A 16,562-nucleotide genomic window follows, 5' to 3' on the forward strand; every position below is an offset into this window, starting at 1 on the left:
CCCGGAGCCCGCTCCCGGACGCGCCGGGCCACTCGCCCGGCCGCGGCCCGACCCACCTGCCCCGCGACCGCCGCCGCCGGGCCCGTCAGCGGGTGCGGTGCCGTCGTCGAACCCGGGCCACTCACCGGACGCGGCGACGGGGACGCCGCGGCGGCCGACCCCGTCGCTCGGGCCGCCGTGCGCGCCGGGCCGGGCCGGACCGGCCCCCGCACCGGGCCGCCGGACCGGCCGGGTCCCCCCGGCACCTGGGCACCCCGGAACCCGGCCGCCCGTTCCGCGCCGTGCCGGCGGCCGCCACCCGATCCACCGGAGCAGCCGGCGCAGGCGGGCCCTCACGACCCGGTCAGGAGGAACAGCTCCACCCGGACCTCCCCCGGCGCGCCGTCCTCGCTGTCGCCCAGGTAGGGCCGGATGTCCGCGGCCCGTTCCAGCTCCGGCAGGTCCCGCACCAGCTCCACGAGCCGGCGGGACACCGCGGTGCCCGCGAGCGGCCGGCCCGGGTCGCGGGACACCCCGAACATCAGCGCCAGGCCGACCGACCGGTCCGGTCCGACGACCCGGGCCAGGTCGGTCCGGAACCGGGCGACGGTCCCGCCGCCGTCGTCGCCGGCGGGCACCGGGAGGACGAAGGTCACCGGGGTGAGCAGGACCCCCTGGTCCTCCCGGCCCGCCCCGGGTCCCTCCTGCCGGGGCACCTCCTGGGGCGAGTCCGCCGACGCGAAGGCGACGATCATCAGGATCGCCGCGAGCTCCGCGAACAGCCAGCCGGCGATCGCGAACGCCGGCGGTCCGGCCGCCGCGCGCGACCGTCGCCTCATCGGGGCTCCTCCGCCGGCCGGCCGGGGCGGGCCGCCGGGGCGGGCCGGGAGCCGTTGCCGTCGGGTCCGGGGGTGTCGTGGTGCGGGGCGTCGCGCTCCGGGGCGTCGTGGTCCGGATCGTCGTGACCGGGGGCGTCGTCGGGGTGCCGGAGCCCGTCGGCGACGAGCCCCAGCCAGTTGACCCGGCGCACCACGGCGCGCAGGTCGGCGGCCGTCGTCGCCAGCGTGGTCGCCGTCTCGGCGAGCCGGTCGCTGGTCGAGGTCATCGTCTCGCCGGCCGCGGTGACCGGCGCCCGCGCCTCGGCGAGGGCCGACCGGAAGTGCTCGGCGCGCTCGGCGAGCTCCGCGGTGCGGTCGGCGAGGTCGGCGGCCTCGTCGCGGGCGCGGCCCGCGTCGTGCCCGGCGGCCCGGGCCGCCTCGGCGGCCGACTCGACCGTGTGCACGGCCTCGACCAGCGGTGCGGCCCGGCGGTCCAGGTCCGCCGCGGCGGCCCGCAGGCGCATGTCGGTCTCGCCCAGCGCGGCGGACTGCCTGCCCAGCTCGGGGACCGCCCGAGACAGCTCGCCCACCGACGACGCCAGCCCGGCCAGGGTCCGGCCCAGCTGGTCGACGACGCCGCGGCTGCCCGCCAGCGACGTCGCGGCGGCCTCCATCCGGTGCGCGGCCTGGGTCAGGGCCCGGCCGGACCGGTCGGTGGAGTCCGCCGCGGCCACGGCCGAGCGCAGCCGCTCCAGCGGCACCACCAGCGTGGTCTCCTGCTCCTGCGCCCACCGGTCGAGGTCGTCGGCGGCGCGCTGGTCGCGGGCCGCCCTGGCGTAGGACAGCATGATCAGCCCGAGACTGAGCACGATCAGCGCCGACAGCGCGGCGGGCCCCCGCCAGGCCGGCGCCGACATCCAGTCCGCGAAGAACGACGGGCGCAGGCCCGGCGCGGTCGCAGCGTGCTGCCGCGCGTAGTAGGCCTCCGCGGCGCCCAGCAGCAGCCAGGTCAGCAGCACCGGGACGAGGACCGCGACGGTGCTGGCCCGGCGGACCACCCGGTCGGCCGCGTCGCGCAGGCTGCCGGGGCCGTCCAGCCGCCACAGCGTCGCACCGGGGGTCGACGGGTCACCGAGGGCGATCCGGTCCGCCTCGGCACGCCCGGCCCGGAGCAGGGCGCCGAGCTGGCGCCCGTTGGGTCGCGCCGCGTCCGGACGGCGGGACAGCTCGCCGAGCATCGACGACAGCAGCGCCGAGACGGCCCGGGCCGCCGTCGGGCGGTCGGGCCGCTCGTCGTCGTGCGACGGCGGGGCCGCCTGCGGGCCGGTCACCGGTCGACCTCCGTTCCGCGGCCGGAGGCCGGGTCGGCCGCGCCACCGGGGGTGTCCGCCCCCGTCCCGGCCGCGCCGCCGGCCGGCCGGGTGCCGTCCGGCGCGACCGTCCCGCCCGGCGTCGCCGCCGTGTCCGGCGCCGTCCCCGCCGAGGACGGCGCCCCGCCCTGCGGCGCGGTGCCCGACGGTGCCGGGGCGGGCACCCCGGGTGCGGTCGAGGCGGGCGGCGACGACGGCGACGGGCCGTCCGCGCCGGGCCACCAGTACAGCCCCGCGACGATCACACCGAGCCCGAGCAGCACGGCGACGACGGCGACCACCCGGGCCGTCGTCCGGCCGCCGGCCGCGGGCGCACCCGGGATCCGCCGTGGGCGGCCCACCTCGAGCTCCGGGCCCGCGGCCGGGACGGCGCCGGTGCGCGCACCGGGGTCCGGCCGGCGCGACCAGCTGTCGGGATCGACCCGGTCGGGGAGATCGCGGCGGTCGGACCGGTCGGGGTGCACTGCCCGGTCCGGCCCGGCCGCGGCACCGGGTGGTTCCGCGTGATCCACCGGGCCGAGCCGATCCGTCGGGCCGAGCCCATCGGCCGGGCCGGACAGGTCCGCCGCACCGGGCCGGTCGGTCCGGGCATCTCGGGCGAGCCCCGGTGCGGTCCCGTCCCCCCGGAAGACCGGCAGCCGCGTGGTGGCGCCCAGGTCCGGACCCGACCCGGCGTCCGGGTCCGCCGGCGCCCGGTCCGCAGCATCGGCCGCCGGGTCCCGGCGCCACCAGCCGCGCAACCGTCCCAGCAGCGACCAGCCGGTCGGGACCGCGGCCCCGGCGGCGGCCGCCCCGGGCGTCGCTCCGGCGGTCGCACCGCGGGGCCGGGACGCCCGGGCCGAACCCCCCGGGCGTCCGGGCCCGGCGTGGGCGCCGGTGTTCCACGGCTCGGCGTCCGGGGCACCGCCGCGTGCCGCGCCCGGGTGGCTTCGGTGCGCCCGGCCGCCGACGGTCCGGTCCCGGTCGGCCGGGTCGCCCGGAGTCCCGGTCCCGCCGGTCCGGGCACCGGTGCCCCGGCCGTCGCCTGCCGGGTCGTCGCGGAGCGGGTCCGCGGCGGTCCGGCCGCCCGGCCGGAAGCGGCGCCGGACCGGCTCGCCGCCCCGGGCCCGGGCCGGGACGACGGCACCGGCCTGTGCCACGGCGTCTCCGGGCGGGCCGGGCGCCGGGTCGGCGAGCACGCTGCGCGCGACCGTCCGCTGCACGCCCGCGGCCGACGGGTCGTCGAGGACCGTCCGGGCCCAGGCCCGGAGGGTGCCGGCGTCGGCGGCCTCGCCCCACTCGTCGAGCCGGCCCAGCAGGAGCCCGATCACCGCGCGCAGGGTCCGCGCACCGGGCCCGACCGCCTCGACCGCCTCGACCGCCGCCGACACCCAGCCGGTACCCCCCTCGCGCGGGGTGTCGAGGTCGAGCAGCGCGCGCACCGCGTCCGCGATCTCCGACGGGCGCATCCCGCAGTCCCGGCCGAGCCGGACCAGGGCACCGGCGACCGGCGGCGGGGCGTCCGGCAGCCGGTGCAGCGCGCCGTGCACCAGAGCGGTCCGGTCCGGGTCGTTCTCCAGCCGGGTCACGATCCACGGCTCGATGCCGCCCCGGTCCAGCAGCCGGCGGGCGATCTCGGCCGGCCGGAGCTCGAACACCTCCGGGTGCGCCGCCGGGTCCGGCAGCACCGTGCGCAGCCAGTCGTGCGCCTCGTCCCGCAGGTCGCCGGGCTCCAGCGGACGGCCCGGTCCAAGCAGCCAGTACCGCACGCGCCGGGCCCGCTGGTGCTCGTCCGGCTCGACCCGGATCAGCGCGTCGGCCAGGGTCCGGCCCCAGCCGGGCGAGTGCGCCGGGTCCAGCGGTGGCGGGCTCAGCCCGGGACCGGTGTCGGTCCGGTCCGGTCCGGGCCCGTCCGCGATGCCGGTGAGCAGCGCGGACAGCACCTCGGCGGCCCGGTCGGGGCGTCCGGCGGGCGCCGCCGTGACCGGGCCGACCAGCTCCATCGCCCGCTCCGGGTCCAGCCCGGCGAACTCGCGCACGGTCACCGCGGAGTCGGCCAGCCGCTCCCACTGCTGCCCGTCCGCGACCAGCGCGGGCACGTCGGCCCGGTCGACCGGCAGGTGGTGCCGCACGACGTGCCGGACCACCTCGGCCAGCGACGCCGACCCGGCGACGACGGTGTGCGCGTCACCCTGCCCGGCCCGGCGGGCCAGCCAGGACAGCGCCCGCTCGGTGCGCCCGTCCAGCTCGTCCGGTGCGGGCGACGGCGTCGCGGCCCCGTCCAGCCAGCGGTCGACGCTGGCCGCCGCGTCCGGCAGGTCCCGGCGCATCCCGTCCGACCAGCCGCCGGTCACGAACGACGACCGGTCCGCCGGGCCCGGCACCGAGGTCAGGCAGGACGCCCACACCCGCCCGTCGACCAGCGGCGACGGCAGCGCCGCAAGCAGCGTGCCGATGGCGGCGGAGGCCTCAGCCGGGGTGCCGGGGATCCGCAGCACCGGCGCGTCGGGCCGCTGGTGCAGGGTGCGCAGCACGTCGGTCACCCGTGCCGTGGCCGCGGTGTCCGCGACACCGGGCGGTGTCCGCGGCCACAGGTCCGCGGCGTCCGCCAGGTCGGCGGCGGCGAAGGTGAACACGCAGCCACCGGCCCGCCCCACGTCCTTCCCGACGAGCTGCTCGGTCAGGCACAGGTGGCTGCCGTGGCCGCCGACCTCGACCCGGCGCAGCGTGAACAGCGGACCCGTGGCCCGGGCCGCCAGGCCCTCCGGCGGCTGCATCCCGAGCCGGGACGCGGCGTCCAGGAACGCCCGCGGCACGTCGCCGGTGCGTTCCAGGTCGGGCACGTAGCCACGGGTCCTGTCGCCGAACCACACCCGCACCGGCGCCGGGGCGGTCACGACCGCACCCCCGACACGATCGAGAGCAACAGCTGGGTGAGCCCGGCCGACTCCCGGTTGAGCACCGGGAACACCGCGGCCGAGTCCAACGGCATCACCGCGGGCCGGTGGTCGGCGCCGCCGCCGTCGAGCTGCGTCGGCACCTCGCCGAGCGGCGAGCAGAGGAAGATCCGTACCTCGCATCCGGGCTCGTCGAGCAGCACACCGACCGCGGCGGTGTGCTCCAGCGCGGTCAGCAGCCCGCACCCGATCGCCCCGGCGACGACGTCGCGCAGCTGCAGCTGCGAGCCGGCCCCGCGCTGCAGCGCGTCGGCCAGGTGGTCCTGCAGCGAGGGCACCCGCAGCGGCACCGACGGCGGTACCCGGCTGTCCGAGCCGCCGGGCAGCTCGATGGCGGCGGCCGCGCCGTCGTGCACCAGACCCCAGAACCGGTCCGCGTTGCCGTAGTGCCGGTACAGCGCGCTCACCAGGCGGTCGACCAGCAGGTCGACCGTGTCCTCGTCGCTGGCGCGCAGGCCGTCCAGCAGCTCGCGCAGGCCCGGCCCAGGGTGTAGCGGGACCCCGTGCCGGTGCGCGTCCGGGCCGGTGCGGTCCAGCACGTAGTGCAGGTACTGCGTCATGCCCTCGCGCACGGCCCCGCTGCCGCCGTCGATCTCGTCGAACCCGCCCGCGCCGGTGGTCAGCGCGATCCGGACCAGGTCCGCCTTGTTCACCGCCACCATCAGGACGCGGCGCGCGCCGTCGGTCCCGAGCGGTCCGTCGTTGCCGGCCAGCGAGAGTGCGATCTCGGCCTGCAGTCCCTGGTGCACGCTCTGCACCTGCCGCACGTCCGCGGTGTCGGACCGGTTGCTGGCCGCGATCACCGCCCGCGAGTCGGTCCCCCCGCCCCGGGAGTGCTCGCGCAGCGCGGCCTCCACCAGATCGGTCAGCCGCGTGTCGACGGCCGGGTCGACCACCCAGATCAGCCCGCCCAGGCTGGCGAGCAGCTGTTCCTGGTCCTCGTCGCCGACCCGGCGCCGGTGCATCGACTCACCGGCGAGGTCGGCGATCCCGGTCCAGCCGTGCTCGGCCGGGGAACCGTCCCGGGCGGACAGCTCGGTCCGCAGCACGACGGGCTGGCGGATCTGCATGCCCCAGCCGGCGGCGCCGGGCCGCTCCGCCGGATCCGCGACCCCGGCGACGTCGGCGTGCACCTCGGCCACGTGCACCGCGAGACCGCGGTCGATGGCGGTCAGCAGCCGGACCGGCATCAGGTCGTCGAGGTTGGTGGGGCTCATCGGCTGGGAGAAGTCCCGGGTGCGGTTGTAGGCGGTGCGCAGCGCGCGGCCCGGGCGGTCCTCGATGTCGTCGGTGACCGAGGGCACCCGGTACCGCAGCGCGGTGTCCGCGCCGCGCCGGCGCCGGGCGGTCAGCACCGGTGTCTGGGCGATCGTGCGCGAGATCAGGTAGCTCTTCCCGCTGGCCACCGACCCGATCGCGGCCACCACGTTGCGGAACTGGGTGCGGGTGTCCGGGCCGCCGTCGCGCCCGGAGCCGACCAGGAACAGGTGGCCCTCGCCACACAGGTGGTAGCGGCGGCGCACCTGGTCCGGGTCGAAGCCGTCGCTGACCCGCTGGGCGACCCCGCCCGCGGCGTCCGGGAACGTCCGGACCCACCAGCCGGACACCTCGTTGTCCCCGGCCAGGCAGACGTCGAGCTGCACGCTCGGCGGCCGCCAGCCGGCCCCGGCCGAGGGCGGGGTGCCCAGGTCCGCCGCGCAGACCGGGCACCGCCCGAACACCGCACCGGGGGCGCTCACCGCAGCACCGCCAGCACGACTGGGACGGTCAGCAGAACCAGCAGCACCACCGGCACGCTGCACAGCAGCCCGGTCACCGCGCCGTGCCACTTACCGGCCCGCTCGGCCCGGGCAAGCAACGCCAGCATCTCCGACTCGACCGCGTCGGCCGCGCCGCGGGCGGGGGCCGCGCCGGGAGAGGCCCAGTCGGCCACCGGGATCGCGAGGTCGCCGACGAGCCGGTCTACCCCGCACTCCCGGTCGAGCCGCTCGGTCAGCACACGGCGCCGCAGCGCGTTCATCGGACTCCTCCGGTCGGGGTCAGCAGCGCCACCAGCACCAGCACGGCGACCACGCCGAGCAGCAGCACCAGCGACGACGTGTACAGCGCGTACCGGCGGGCGGTGTCCTCGGCCCGCCTGCGGATCTCCTCGGTGAGCAGGACGGCGGCCGCCGCCGCGCGGTCGGCGGCGCGGACCTGGTCGGCCAGTACCGCCCGGTGGATCCCGCGCAGCGACGGGTCGGGCTCCCAGGGCTCCTCGGGCCGGTCCCGCGGTCCCAGCTCGGCGTGGTCGGCGGCGGCTCGGTCGGCGACCCGACCCAGCCAGCCGGCGGCCGACCAGGCACCGCGCAGCACCGGCTCCGCGAACGCCTCCTGCAACGCCCCGATCAGTGCCGGACGTCCGCCCGGCCACCGGTTCCACAGCGTCGCCCCGACCTCGCCGGGACGGTCGACCCGCCGCTCCGGTGGCCGGTCCGGTGAGCCGCCGGCCACCGGGACCGCCGGCCGGTCCACGGTCTCGACCAGGGCGTCGGTGAGACCCTTGCCCCCCAGCGCGGTGAGCACCAGCAGCGCGAAGCCGAACCGGTCGTGCTCGCCGGTGTGTGCCCCACGGTCCTCGTACCCGGCACCGGTGCCCGCGGCGGGCCCCCGCAGCGGGGCGGTGACCGCCGCCGCCGGGTCGGCGCCGACCACCGGCATCAGTGCCTCGCGCACCGCCTGCGACGCGTAGGCCCAGGTCGGGCGCAGATCGTCGACCCGGCCGGTGCGGACCAGCGAGTCCGCGTCCACCAGTACGTAGCGCCCGCCGGGCTGCCAGCAGACGTTCTGCGGCTTGACGTCGCCGTGCGACCAGCCCAGCTCGTGCAGCAGGTCGATCGCGACCCCGACCGGGCGCAGCTTGTCCAGCTGCTCCAGCCCGGGGGTGGCCGGGTTGACCGTCCACTCCACCGGCGCGAACCAGCGGGACACGGTCACCACCACCCGGTCCGGGTCGAGGTTGTCGCCCCGGGCGAACCAGCCGACGAAACCGCTGCCCGGCCCGCCGACCAGCGGCTCCGCGACCGGGCGGGCCACCGTGTGCTCCACCGGCGCCGCCTCGGACGGCGGCCGCGCCACGTACACCGGCGTCATCGCCAGCTGCTCGCCGTCCACCGCGCCCGTACTGCGGGCGCGGGCGTTGAGCCGGCCGATCGCCTCGGACCGCTCGCCGAGGTGGCTGCGCAGCCCGGCGGCGTGCTGCGCGGTCGCGCACAGGTAGAGCTTCACGTGCCAGCGCTGGGTGCCACCGACGGTCACCCCGGTGGTGGTGAGCTGGTCGGCGACCAGCCAGACGTCCTCCTCCACCCAGACCGGGAACTGCGGCCGGGCCACGTCCAGGGCCGCGGGCGGGTCGACCAGGATATCGACCGGCTCGAAGTCGGCGCGCACCCGCACCGCCTCCGGCTCCAGGTCGCCCTCGACGGTCGCGGCCCGGTGGTCCGGGCCGGCCGCGTCCGGGGCGAGGAGCTCGTAGTCCAGCAGCACCCCGGCGGTCCCGCGGACCGCGGTGAACCGTAGCGTGCCGGACTCGCCGAGCCGGCGCTGCCCGCCGTCCGGGGCCAGCGGGACGCCGTCCACGGTGACCTCGACCCCGTCCCGCTCGGCGGTCCGGCGCACCGCGTGCCCACCGCCGTCCGGCACGATGTCGAGCAGGTGCCCGCTGGGCACCACCGCGAGCCCCGGCGGGAGCCGGATCGCGTCCGGTGCGGTGGTGCCCGACGACACCGGGCGCAGCAGCGCCACCGGGCCGCGCAGCGGCGGCAGGTGGAAGCCGAGCTCCGCCCCGTCCCACACCAGGCGCAGGTGCCGGGCCGGCGGCGTCGGGCCGGTTGCCGGCCGCGGCTCCCGAACCGGCGACGGCGCGGGCGCCGGTCCCCCGTGCACCGGGCGGACGTGCGCGCTGACCGACCGGGTGGCGCCCGCCCGGAACAGCACACCGACTGACTGCAGCGGTGGCAGCGCCCGGGGCAGCCGCTGCAGCTGCTCGGTCACGTCGGCCTCCAGGGCGTGCCCCAGTGCGACCGGGGTGCAGACCTCCACCTCGATCCGGGTGCCGTCCGGGCAGCCCGCCTGGCGGTACCGGGTGACGACGGCGGTCGCCGCGGCCACGGCGGCGACGCCGACCGATTCGTTCTCGTCCGCTCCATGGCCGGTCATCGGCGTCCCTCCACGACGGCGTCCAGCAGTGCTTCGGTGATCGCGCGGGCCCGGGCCGCCCCCGCGGCCTCGTCCCGCGTCTCCAGTGCGACGGCGAAGGCGACCGGCCCGCCGCCGGTCTGCACGAACCCGGTGATCCAGGCGACCTGCCGGGCGAACACCTCGCGCGGCGGGTCGGTCCCGGGCGGGAACAGCTCGTGGGTGCCGGTCTTCACCCAGGCCCGCTCACCCGCCGGCCGGTCCCGCAGGGCCGCGGGCAGCCGCAGCCGGGACGCGGTGCCCGACTCGACCGTCGCCCCCAGCGCGCGGCGCAGCTCACCGGCCTGTTCCGGGGTGAGCACCCGGCGCCGCTCCGGCTCGGTGGCCACCGACGGGCCGGACGTCCCGCTCGCCCGGGCGCCGCCGACGATGCCGGGCGCGGAGGCCGTGCCGTCCGCGGCGACGGTCGCCATCACCGAGGCCATCTGCAGCGGGGAGGCCTGCACCGTGCCGCCGCCGAGGGCCAGGTTCGCCAGGCCGGACGCGTCGTCGTCGGGGACCAGCGATGCGGCGCCGAAGTCCGGCCCGGAGCGCCAGTCCGCGGCCCGGGTCGGGGTGCCGAACCCCAGGTCGACGGCGGTGTCCCGGATCGCCGGCCAGCCCAGCTCGGCGGCGAGCGCGGCGAAGGCGGTGTTGCAGGACACCGCGAGCGCGGTGCGCAGGGAGATCCGGCCGTCGTCGCCGGTGCCGGCGCAGGCGCCGCGGCCCGCGTTGCGCACCGGCGCCGTCCCCGGGCGGTCGACCTGCTGCGGCGCCGGGATCCGGTCCTCGGCCCCGGTGCCGGGGCGACGCAGGTAGGTCGCGGCGACGACCACCTTGAACGTCGAGCCGACGCCGTAGCGCCCGGCCGTGGCCCGGTCCACGCCGGCCGCCGGGACCGTCGCGTCCGGGTCGTCGCCGACGTAGCGGCGCAGCTCCGCGGTGTCCCCGGCCGGCCCGGCCAGCCAGCGCCAGCAGCGCTGCGGGTCGTCCGGGACCCGGTCGTCCCGGCACGCGTCGGCCTCGTCCGGGGTCAGGTCACGGATGCTGCCGTCCGCGCGGCGCTCCCCATCGCCCGGCCGTCGTTGACCGCGTCCCTGGCCTCCTGCCGGGCCGCCTCCACCGCCGGGTCGGCGGCGTCCTGCACCGCGGCCGGCACCGAGGCTGCGGCCAGCACGTGCCCGGTGCGGGCGTCCAGCAGGACGGCGCCGCCGGCCAGCGGGGGCCGCCCGCCTCGGCGTCCAGCGCGGTCGCCGTGGCGTGCTGGAGCGCGGGGTCCACGGTCAGGTCCAGCTGCACGTCCGGGGTGCCGGTCAGCACCGGCGGCACCAGCCGTCGCAGGACCGAGGTGACCGGTACCCCGCCCGCCTGCTCGACGACGGCGGCGTCGACCATGCCGCCCCCGCCGTCGTCCAGGATCCCGGCGAGGTCGGCCCGGGTCACCGCGGGCTCGCCGACCGGGACCCAGCCCGCCCCGGCCCGCTCCTGGCGGTAGGCGGGCACCCCGGCCAGGGTGACGGTCACCGCGGCCCGCGCGGTGCGGAACCGGTCGGTGGTGCACCGGTCGGGGTCGACCGGGACCAGCGGGTCCCGGCACAGCGGGAGGTCCTCGGCGTGCCCGGAGTAGGGGCGGACCACCACCCAGCCGGTCATCAGGACGCAGGCGGCCAGGGCCAGCGCGCCCGCGGTGGCCGCCGTCGTGCGCAGCGCCGGCCGGGCCGGGCGCGGGTCGGGTGCGGCGGGGCGGCCGCCGCGGTAGCCGGCCGCGACGGCGAGCAGCACCACCAGGGTCACCGCGAGCGTCGACTGCCCGCCGCGGGACAGCCACGGCGCGGTGATGCCGGAGTGCGGCACCACGTTCAGCGTCGCCGCCAGCACGAACAGGTACTGCCCGACGAGCATCCCGGCCGCGCCGGCGGCCAGCAGCCGTCCGGGGTCCCCGGCGCGGGCGCCCGGGCGCAGGTCGCGGTACAGCGTGACCAGCGCGACCCCGAGCAGCACGACCAGCACGGACAGCGCGAGGACGGCCAGCCCGCCGAGCTTGTTCCAGGTCACCGCGAGGACGAAGTCGGTCGAGCCGGCCGGGATCCGGCCGGTGATCGTGTCCGGCAGCCCGCGACCCCACAGCCCGCCGTCGGCGACCGCGGCGAGGCTCTGCGAGATCTGCGAGAGCCGCCCCGCGACGTAGGTCTGCAGCGCCTCCTGGCAGGCGACGCTGCCGTCCGGGACCTCGAACGGCGGCGCCGACCCGGCGGGCGGCGGCACGCACGGCGACACCCACGGGTACACCCACGGCTCCCACCAGGTGCGCACCCGGTTCGCGATGTAGGGGTGGGCGAGGACCGCGAGACCGAGCGCCGCCAGCGAGCCCAGCGCCGGGATCAGCAGCGGTCGCCCGGCTGCCAGCGCCTCGCGGCGGACCCGGCGTCGCCCGGCCGCGTCGTCCGGGGCGCCCGATCGCAGCTGCGCGGCCCGAGCCTCGGCGCGCAGCACCGACCAGTACATGGCGAGCATCCCGGCCAGCGCCGGGACCAGCGGCCCCAGGTCGGACCGCGCGGCGCTACCGAACGCGACGATCGCCAGCGGCACGATCGGCCGCCAGGTCGACCGTTCGCGGGCCCGCCAGCCCTGCGGCGGGTGGAACAGCACCGCCAGGTTCGCCAGCAGCACCGCCAGCACGAGCAGGTAGAGCGGCTTGGCGTACTCCGGGGTCGCGATCCGGGCGACCGTCAGGTTCGGCGATCCCTCGACCAGCGGTGCCAGCACCGCCACCAGCAGCAGCCCCTCCAGCAGCAGGGTGGACTCCCAGCGCCGCCCGGTGGAGGCCCGGCGGCGCCGGGTCACCCGGTCCAGCAGGGCCGCCGCCCCGCGGCGGACGACCCGCAGCCGTCCGGCGCGCACCAGCAGCAGCACCGCGCACACCGCGGCGACCACGGCGAACGGCAGGACCAGGGTCTCCACCGCGGTCCGCACCGTGGGTCCCTCGACGATCGCGGACGTCGCGGCGTCCGGGTCGGGCACCACGACCAGCCGCACCACCAGCAGCACGCCGGTGACGGCCAGCGCGGAGGTCGCCCCGAGGACGGCGAGCGCGGCCGGCGCGACCCGGTCCTCGCCGCGGTCCCGGTGCGCCACCCGCAGCAGCCACGACGCCAGGCCGGCGCACAGCGCGACGAGCAGCACCCCGATCAGCGACCAGGCCACGTCCGAGGCGCCGGAGGCCAGGAACCCGGCCGTCACCAGCGCGGGCCCGGCGACGAGCTGGGCGGCCCCGCCCCGCCCACCGGGACCGCGCGGGAGGACCGCACCGGCCGCGGCGACCGCGGGCGCCGACCCGGGCCGTAGCAGCAGCCGGGCCGTGACCCCGGCCGAGACGACCAGCCCGGCCAGCACGACCAGGTTCGCCGCGGCGCGGAGCAGCAGCTGATCCACGAGCCAGGTCAGCACGTGCCGCGGACCCCCGCCCCCGGACGGTCTGCCGGTCCTGCGTCGGAACTGTCGATCACGTTCGATACGTCGGTCCGCGCGACGATCCGTTACCGGCGTCCCGGCCGCCGCCCCAATACTGGGGACGAGCCGCCGTGCCGGCGGCTGCGCCGCGGCCCCCGGACCGGTCCGAGCCGCACGCCGGGCGGCCCCGGGGATCCGGGACCGTCGGCCCGTGCGGCCGGGACACCGCGAACGGCATCCTGGGTGCCCGACCCGCCCTGCCGGAGGACTCCATGAGGCTGCCGCCCGAACCGCCCCACCGGGGCCGGTGGTCCCGGTGACGAACTACGCACGGCTGTACCGCATGGGGCTGACCCCGTGGGAGCGCTACGGGCGGCTCACCGCGGAGGGCACCGGCGCCCGGCTGGACCGGGAGGAGGCGGAGCGGGGCCGCCCGCCCGGGCGAGCGCTCGACCTCGGGTGCGGCCGGGGCCGGGACACCGCCGAGCTGGCCCGGCGGGGCTGGGACGCCGTCGGGATCGACGCCGTGCCGGCCGCGATCGACGCCGCCCGGCGGGACACCGGCGCGACCTACGTCGTGGGCAGCGTGACCGACCTGCCCGGGGCCGGTCTCGGCACGTTCGACCTGTTCCTCGACGTCGGCTGCTTCCAGGGGTTCGGCCCCGACGACCGCGTGCGACCGGCCGCGGGGTGACCGCGCTGGCCAACCCGGGATCGACGGTACTGATGCTCGCGTTCGGCCCCGGCCGGTTCCGGTCGGTGGTCGGCGGTGTGTCCCGGGCGGAGGTCGAGGAGGCCTTCGACGGCTGGGACGTCGTCGCGGCCGAGCCGGCCGGCACCGCGGGCCTGGGCTGGCCGATGAGCCGCACGGCACCGCACTGGTACCGGCTGCGGCTGCGCGACCGGGAGGGTCGACCGGCCTCGGCGCACTGACCCCGTGCGCGCCGATCAGCGGGCCGCGCCGAGCCCGGCGTCCCGGGCGGTCGCCACGGCGGCCGACCTGCTGCGCACACCGAGCTTCGCGAAGACCACGGAAACGTTGTTCCGTACGGTCTTCTCCGACAGGTGCAGCCTGCGGGCGATCGCGGCGTTGGTCAGGCCCTCGGCGACGAGCCCGAGAACCTCGCGCTCCCGGTCGGTCAGGTCGGGGAACGCCATCCGGGCCGAGTCGGGCGGAGGCTCGGCCCATCGTCGGCGCACTCCGCCCGCGACGCCCCGGCCGACGACCACACCACCCTGCGCGACGTGCCTGATCGCCCGGTCGATCTCGGCGCGGTCGGCGTCCTTCAGCAGGTAGCCGGACGCCCCGGCGCGCAGCGCGGCACCGACGGTCTCGTCCTCATCCAGCATGGTGAGCGCCAGCACCGCCGGTCCCGGTCGTGCGGCGCACAGCGTTCGTGTGGCGTCGATCCCGTCCACACCCGGCATCTGCAGGTCCATCAGCACGACGTCCGGCGCGATCTCCCGGGCGAGCCGAACGGCCTCGGCTCCGTCGGCGGCCTCTCCCACCGGCTCGATTCCGGCCATCGTGCGCAGCGCGCCGCGCAGGCCCTCGCGGTAGAGCGGGTGGTCGTCGACTATCAGCACACGGACGGGTGTCGGCAGCCCGGACGGCCCAGCGGGCTGCCCGCTCATCGGAGCGGCACCGGTAACGCCGCCTCGACGATGGTCCCCGGACCCTCCCACACCTCCAGGGTGCCGCCGAGCCCGTCGACCCGCCGGCGCAACGAGTGCAGCCCCAGGCCCGGCGAGGCGCCCGCGGCCGCCCGGGTGCCCCGACCGTTGTCGGACACCCGAACCAGCAGGAAGCCCTCGCGCCGGTGCGCGTAGACCCGCACCCGAGTGGCGTCGGCATGCCGGCACGCGTTCGTGACGAGCTCGGCCACCAGCAGGTGGGCCGCGAGCTCGACCTCCGCCGGCAGCGGACCGAGCTCCCCCAACTCGACCTCGACTGCGCACGCGGGTGTGCTGGACCGGGCACCCAGCTCGCGCAGCGCACCCTCCGGCCCCAGCTCGTCGAGCAGCGCGGGCCTCAGGTCCCGGGTGATCGCCCGGACGTCGCGGACCGCGTCCCGCAGCTGCGCACCCAGCCGGTGCAGGACCGCGCGTCCCTCGTCCGGGGACTCGTCGATCAGGTCCCGGACGCTGTCCGCCTGGAGGCTCGCTGCGGCGAGGGCGGTGCCCACCCCGTCGTGCAGCCGGCGGCGCAGCCGGTCCCGCTCCTCCTCCCTGGCCGCGGCCGCCCGTTCGCGCTCCCGGCGGAGCTCGTCGGACAGCGCGAGGGCGTGCACCGCGACCGCGGCCTGGGCCGCGACGTCGGTCAGCGCACGCCGTTCGGACCGGGTCAGCCCGCCTCGCACCGGTACGGCGCGCAACACGCCCACCCGCCGTCCGGCGTGTCGCAGCGCCAGCTCCTGCACCGGACCGTCGGGGGGCGAGCCGTCGGGGAAGATCCGGCCGTCCGCCGTCTCCAGCGACAGGTGCCGCAGGCCCAGCGTCCTGGAGACCTCGGTGAGGATGTCCGGCAGGACCGACGACGCGACCTGGTCGGCGGGCACGGCCGCGCCGAGCCGCATCGCCAGCCGGGTGATCACCCGATGGGGGTCCTCCGGCGAGCCGTGCACCAGCCGGTTCACCACCCGGCGCAGGACGTGGTGCAGCGGCAGCACCAGCATCGCCACGACCGCGGTACCCACGATCGGGGCGCCGGGGCCCACCCCGATCGCCCCGCCGAGCAGGCCGACGACGCCGGCGTAGGCGACCGCGACCGCCACCGAGAGCCCGCCGTAGACCAGCGACCTCCCGACCACCAGCTGCAGGTCCCACAACCGATGCCTGCTCACGGCGATCATGCAGCAGACGGGCAGCGCACCGACCGCGAGGGCCGCGGCGAGGACACTCGCGGTGGCCATCGCGACAACCTCGCACGCGACCGTCACCGCGACGCCGTACAGCATCCAGGACAGCGCCCGGCGCCCGTCCGGCCCGGCCCGCCGCCACCGCGCCACCAGCCCGGCGGCCGCCAGCACGACCCCCAGCGCCACCAGCGGGGCGGCGACCCCGCCGACCAGGGCGGAGGGACCCGGGGAAAGCGCCAGCGGGTTCGGCCCGATCGCCGCGTCCGTGGCGGGGCCGTCCAGCAGCTCATAGGGGGTGGTCGCCCACCGGGTCGTCGCGACCGCGATCGCGCACACGCCGAACAGGACGACCGGGCGCCACCGCTGCGAGGGCAGGGTCCCGTCGGGCAACAGCAGCGGCACGACGACCAGCAGCGCGAGCAGGCCCGGCACCCACGACCAGGTGTGCGACCAGAACAGCCACCGGTCGGCCGGCAGGCCGTCGACGACCTGCAGGCCGTACACGCCGTACTCGCGGCCGAACAGTGACGCGGCCTGGCTCAGCGCCACGACGAGGAAGACCGGGCCGAGCACACCCGCGGTGCGGCGGGCCACCAGCAGCCCGCCGACGACGCCGTAGGTCACCAAGCCCACGACCTGCATGGGCCAGAACCCGCCCCGGCCACTGCTCGACGGGGCACCCGCCGCGACGTTGACGGCCAGCAGTACGCATCCCGCCCCGCCGACCGCCAGCACGACCGCCGCAACGGTGCAGGCAGCGACCACACGGCCGTCCGGCGCAGGCGCGGTACGGAGCCCGTGCGACGCGAGAGTGGCCATCGAACCAGGCTCGCCCACGGGTGTCCCGTCGTTACGGGACCGGAGGTCCCGGACGGGACGGGACGGACGGATCGGGTGTACGGGGCGGCCCCGAGGTCAGGATCGGGCCGTCCGCCC

Annotated in this window: 12 protein-coding genes; 2 read left to right on the forward strand and 10 right to left on the reverse strand. The window is 78.3% G+C overall.

Features of this window, described 5'->3' with window-relative positions; all coding sequences use genetic code 11:
• Positions 1–332: 332 nt before the first annotated feature.
• The 8 genes from AC0GKK_RS03780 to AC0GKK_RS03815 all read right to left on the reverse strand — a co-directional run bounded on the left by AC0GKK_RS03780 (position 333) and on the right by AC0GKK_RS03815 (position 12,765).
• Complete coding sequence (locus tag AC0GKK_RS03780; protein ID WP_405417513.1) at positions 333–818, reverse strand: hypothetical protein; 486 nt, start codon at positions 816–818, stop codon at positions 333–335.
• Positions 815–2,128, reverse strand: coding sequence for a hypothetical protein (locus tag AC0GKK_RS03785; protein ID WP_345647554.1), 1,314 nt, complete (start codon positions 2,126–2,128; stop codon positions 815–817). Before AC0GKK_RS03785 ends, AC0GKK_RS03780 begins: the two co-directional genes overlap by 4 nt.
• A complete protein-coding gene (locus AC0GKK_RS03790; protein ID WP_489883172.1) occupies positions 2,125–5,043 on the reverse strand; it encodes a hypothetical protein in 2,919 nt (972 codons plus the stop codon). The genes AC0GKK_RS03785 and AC0GKK_RS03790 overlap by 4 nt, the downstream gene beginning before the upstream one ends.
• Positions 5,040–6,842, reverse strand: a complete 1,803-nt coding sequence (locus AC0GKK_RS03795; protein WP_405417519.1) for a hypothetical protein — start codon at positions 6,840–6,842, stop codon at positions 5,040–5,042. Before AC0GKK_RS03795 ends, AC0GKK_RS03790 begins: the two co-directional genes overlap by 4 nt.
• A complete protein-coding gene (locus tag AC0GKK_RS03800) occupies positions 6,839–7,123 on the reverse strand; it encodes a hypothetical protein (protein ID WP_345647545.1) in 285 nt (94 codons plus the stop codon). The genes AC0GKK_RS03795 and AC0GKK_RS03800 overlap by 4 nt, the downstream gene beginning before the upstream one ends.
• Positions 7,120–9,300, reverse strand: a complete 2,181-nt coding sequence (locus tag AC0GKK_RS03805; protein WP_476654505.1) for a hypothetical protein — start codon at positions 9,298–9,300, stop codon at positions 7,120–7,122. Before AC0GKK_RS03805 ends, AC0GKK_RS03800 begins: the two co-directional genes overlap by 4 nt.
• Entirely contained in the window at positions 9,297–10,202 is a 906-nt protein-coding gene (locus AC0GKK_RS03810; protein ID WP_489883173.1) for a penicillin-binding transpeptidase domain-containing protein, read from the reverse strand. Before AC0GKK_RS03810 ends, AC0GKK_RS03805 begins: the two co-directional genes overlap by 4 nt.
• Positions 10,203–10,356: 154 nt before the next feature.
• Entirely contained in the window at positions 10,357–12,765 is a 2,409-nt protein-coding gene (locus AC0GKK_RS03815) for an FtsW/RodA/SpoVE family cell cycle protein (protein ID WP_489883174.1), read from the reverse strand.
• A 319-nt stretch (positions 12,766–13,084) separates the two neighbouring features.
• Here AC0GKK_RS03815 and AC0GKK_RS03820 point away from each other — a divergent pair, with 319 nt between their 5' ends.
• Together AC0GKK_RS03820 and AC0GKK_RS03825 are read left to right on the forward strand one after the other, a co-directional pair.
• Positions 13,085–13,462 carry a class I SAM-dependent methyltransferase gene (locus AC0GKK_RS03820; RefSeq protein ID WP_489883175.1) on the forward strand — a complete coding sequence of 126 codons (378 nt, stop codon included), beginning with the start codon at positions 13,085–13,087 and terminating at the stop codon, positions 13,460–13,462.
• Positions 13,459–13,701 carry a hypothetical protein gene (locus AC0GKK_RS03825; RefSeq protein WP_489883176.1) on the forward strand — a complete coding sequence of 81 codons (243 nt, stop codon included), beginning with the start codon at positions 13,459–13,461 and terminating at the stop codon, positions 13,699–13,701. The genes AC0GKK_RS03820 and AC0GKK_RS03825 overlap by 4 nt, the downstream gene beginning before the upstream one ends.
• Before the next feature lie 15 nt (positions 13,702–13,716).
• Here the strand turns inward: AC0GKK_RS03825 and AC0GKK_RS03830 are convergent, their stop codons facing one another.
• Positions 13,717–14,403 carry a response regulator transcription factor gene (locus AC0GKK_RS03830; protein ID WP_476654503.1) on the reverse strand — a complete coding sequence of 229 codons (687 nt, stop codon included), beginning with the start codon at positions 14,401–14,403 and terminating at the stop codon, positions 13,717–13,719.
• Positions 14,400–16,445 (reverse strand): sensor histidine kinase, encoded by a 2,046-nt coding sequence (locus tag AC0GKK_RS03835; protein ID WP_489883177.1) that lies wholly within the window; start codon positions 16,443–16,445, stop codon positions 14,400–14,402. The genes AC0GKK_RS03830 and AC0GKK_RS03835 overlap by 4 nt, the downstream gene beginning before the upstream one ends.
• Positions 16,446–16,562 lie beyond the last annotated feature (117 nt).

Source organism: Pseudonocardia sp. P-1 (assembly GCF_058111925.1).